3 protein-coding genes are annotated in these 2,486 nt (G+C 65.6%); 1 reads left to right on the top strand and 2 read right to left on the bottom strand.

Going from position 1 to position 2,486, the window contains the following annotated elements:
• Positions 1-59: 59 nt before the first annotated feature.
• Both A6A05_RS02745 and A6A05_RS02740 read right to left on the bottom strand, forming a co-directional pair.
• Positions 60-410 (bottom strand): DUF1491 family protein, encoded by a 351-nt coding sequence (locus tag A6A05_RS02745; RefSeq protein WP_068497234.1) that lies wholly within the window; start codon positions 408-410, stop codon positions 60-62.
• Complete coding sequence (locus A6A05_RS02740) at positions 407-1,558, bottom strand: cyclic nucleotide-gated ion channel (RefSeq protein ID WP_245644167.1); 1,152 nt, start codon at positions 1,556-1,558, stop codon at positions 407-409. Before A6A05_RS02740 ends, A6A05_RS02745 begins: the two co-directional genes overlap by 4 nt.
• 116 nt (positions 1,559-1,674) lie before the next feature.
• Here A6A05_RS02740 and A6A05_RS02735 point away from each other — a divergent pair, with 116 nt between their 5' ends.
• The gene (locus A6A05_RS02735) at positions 1,675-2,364 is read left to right on the top strand and encodes a pirin family protein (protein WP_068497232.1); all 690 of its coding nucleotides are present in this window, start codon (positions 1,675-1,677) and stop codon (positions 2,362-2,364) included.
• Positions 2,365-2,486 lie beyond the last annotated feature (122 nt).

The following is a 2,486-nucleotide window of genomic DNA, read 5'->3' as shown; positions in this document are numbered from 1 at the left end:
CGCATCCGCGGGCTTGGCCGCCGCCGCAATGGCGCCACGATACCGGCCAACGAGTCACATCAAAGGTTGGCCGGTATCACATGGTCGATGAAGGGCACGGTGCCGTCCAGACTGTCGACGTCCAGCACCCACAGATCCCAATCGACGTCACGGGCCCGCGTGACATAGGATTCGGCGCGGTCCTCGGGCACCGGCTCGGCGCCGCTGGCCTTCAGCCAACCCAGCGTGCCCTTGGCGTCGCGGGCCTGTGACCAGATGTCGTAAAGCCCGCCGCCGCGATAGACCCGCACCAGGATGGTGCCGGCATCCTCGTCGCCGCGTTTGGCTACCACCACCGGAATGGCCTGGGCCGAACAGCGGCGGATGGCGGCATGGACGAACAGCTTGGCCTTCAGCTTGGGCTCGGTCATGTCTCGTCCGAGGGGTTGGCCGGGTCCTTGACCGCCATGCGCGAGCGGGCGATCTCCCAGATGGCATCCAGCAGGTTGGGATAGGCCGACACGAATTTGTGGAACTCGCGCGCATCCAGGATCAACAGCTGGCAGCGGGTGGCGGCCCGCACGGTGGCGGTGCGCGGACGCTGCTCCAACAGGGCGATCTCGCCGAAGAAGTCGCCCTGCTTCAACAGGAAGGTCCCGGTCCGGCCCAGCACCTCGACCTGGCCGTTGACCAGGAAGTACATGCATTCGCCCAGATCGCCTTCGCGCATCAGCACCTCGCCCTTGACGGCGCGATAGACCTTCAGAAGCGACGCCACCTCGGCGATCTGGTTGGCCTGCAGCTTGGCGAAGAACGGCACCTTGGCCACTAGATGCCAGGTCGAGACGAAGCTTTGCCGGCGCATTTCCTCGGTGAAGCCCGAGGCCAGGATCGAGGCCGGCAGCGCGAACATGCATAGCCCCAATATCGCCACCACGCCGCCGAACACCTTGCCCAGGGCGGTGGCCGGCACCACGTCGCCATAGCCCAGGGTGGCCAGGGTCACCACGCTCCACCACATCGCATGGGGCACGCTGGCGAAGCTGGGATTGACGTCGCGTTCGACGAAGTAAAGCAGGGCCGAGGTCGAGACGATCAGCAGCACCATGATGAACAGCGCGCTCATCAGCGGCCGGAACTCGGCCATCATCACCGCGCCCAGGGTCTCGAGCGCCGGCGAATAGCGGGCCAGCTTCAGGAATCGGATGATGCCGAAGATGGTTTCGCCGTCGCGCGGCAGGCCCAGCGCCTCGCCCACCAGGAAGGGAACCACCGCCAGGAAGTCGAAGATGCCATAGGGACTGGTGGCGTAAGCCAGCATCGACCGCACCGGCTTGTCCTCGGTCCCCGAATCCCAGGCCTGCCACAGCCGCACCAGATAGTCGAAGGTCAGCACCGCCAGGGTCAGGCTGAGCAGCAGGCGCGAGGCGCCATAATACTCGCCCCACATGTCCGGGACGGTATCGAGAGCGGCGACCATGGTCGACAGCATGATCGACGCCATCAACAGCGCCCGATAAATCGTCGCCCGCCGGGGCGGAAACGGCCCCTCGGCTACCATGCCCTTCAGCCACTGCACCGCAGATCCCCCTTCCCCCGATCCATATCCATAGACTATAGCGCGTCAAAGTGACGCTTGTCCAAGCAGCCGGGCACGCCCATATCAGCGGAACCGAAAATGCGAAAGTCGTCCCGATGCTGGAATACCGACCGTTCACCGAACTGGGCACCTTCGCCAACGACTGGCTGGACGCCCATTATCATTTCAGCTTCGCTGACTATGCCGATCCCGACCGCATGGGGCTTGGCGCGCTGAGGGTGTGGAACGACGACACCATCCGGGCGGGGACCGGCTTTGCGCCGCACGGCCATCGCGACATGGAGATCGTCACCTATATCCGCCAAGGCGCCATCACCCACGAGGATTCGCTGGGCAATCGCGGCCGCACCGAGGCCGGCCAGGTGCAGGTGATGAGCGCTGGCTTAGGCATCCGCCATGCCGAATACAATCTTGAAGACCAGCCCACCACCTTGTTCCAGATTTGGATCATGCCGCGCCGCCAGGGCGTGGCCCCGCGCTGGGAGACCCGGCAATTCCCCCGCTCGCACGGGCGCTTCGACATCCTGGCCTCGGGCCTGCCATCCGACGGCGATGTTCCCATCATCCACCAAGATGCCCGCGTGCTGGGCGGCACCCTTGATGCCGGCACGACGATCGCCCGGCCGCTGGTCCTGCCCCATGCCTATCTGGTGGTGGCGCGTGGCGCGGTCACGGTGAGCGACATCACCCTGGGCCCGCGCGACGGAATCGCCGTCACCGGCGAGACGACGCTGACGCTGACCGCGACCGAGGAAGCGGAACTGGTGCTGGTGGAAACGGCATAGGACGGCGGCGCAGGACGACGGGCCGCGCCCCCTTGGGTGCGGCCTCATAGGCGTTAACATAGCCTGGACAGGCGGGCGTGAGCGTGATTCAAGATGGAATGACTCATCCATCATGCCCCCCT

Source organism: Magnetospirillum moscoviense (assembly GCF_001650635.1).
GTDB classification, from domain to species: domain Bacteria; phylum Pseudomonadota; class Alphaproteobacteria; order Rhodospirillales; family Magnetospirillaceae; genus Magnetospirillum; species Magnetospirillum moscoviense.
Note: the sequence above shows the minus strand (reverse complement) of the source record. Positions and strands in the feature narration are given on the sequence as shown.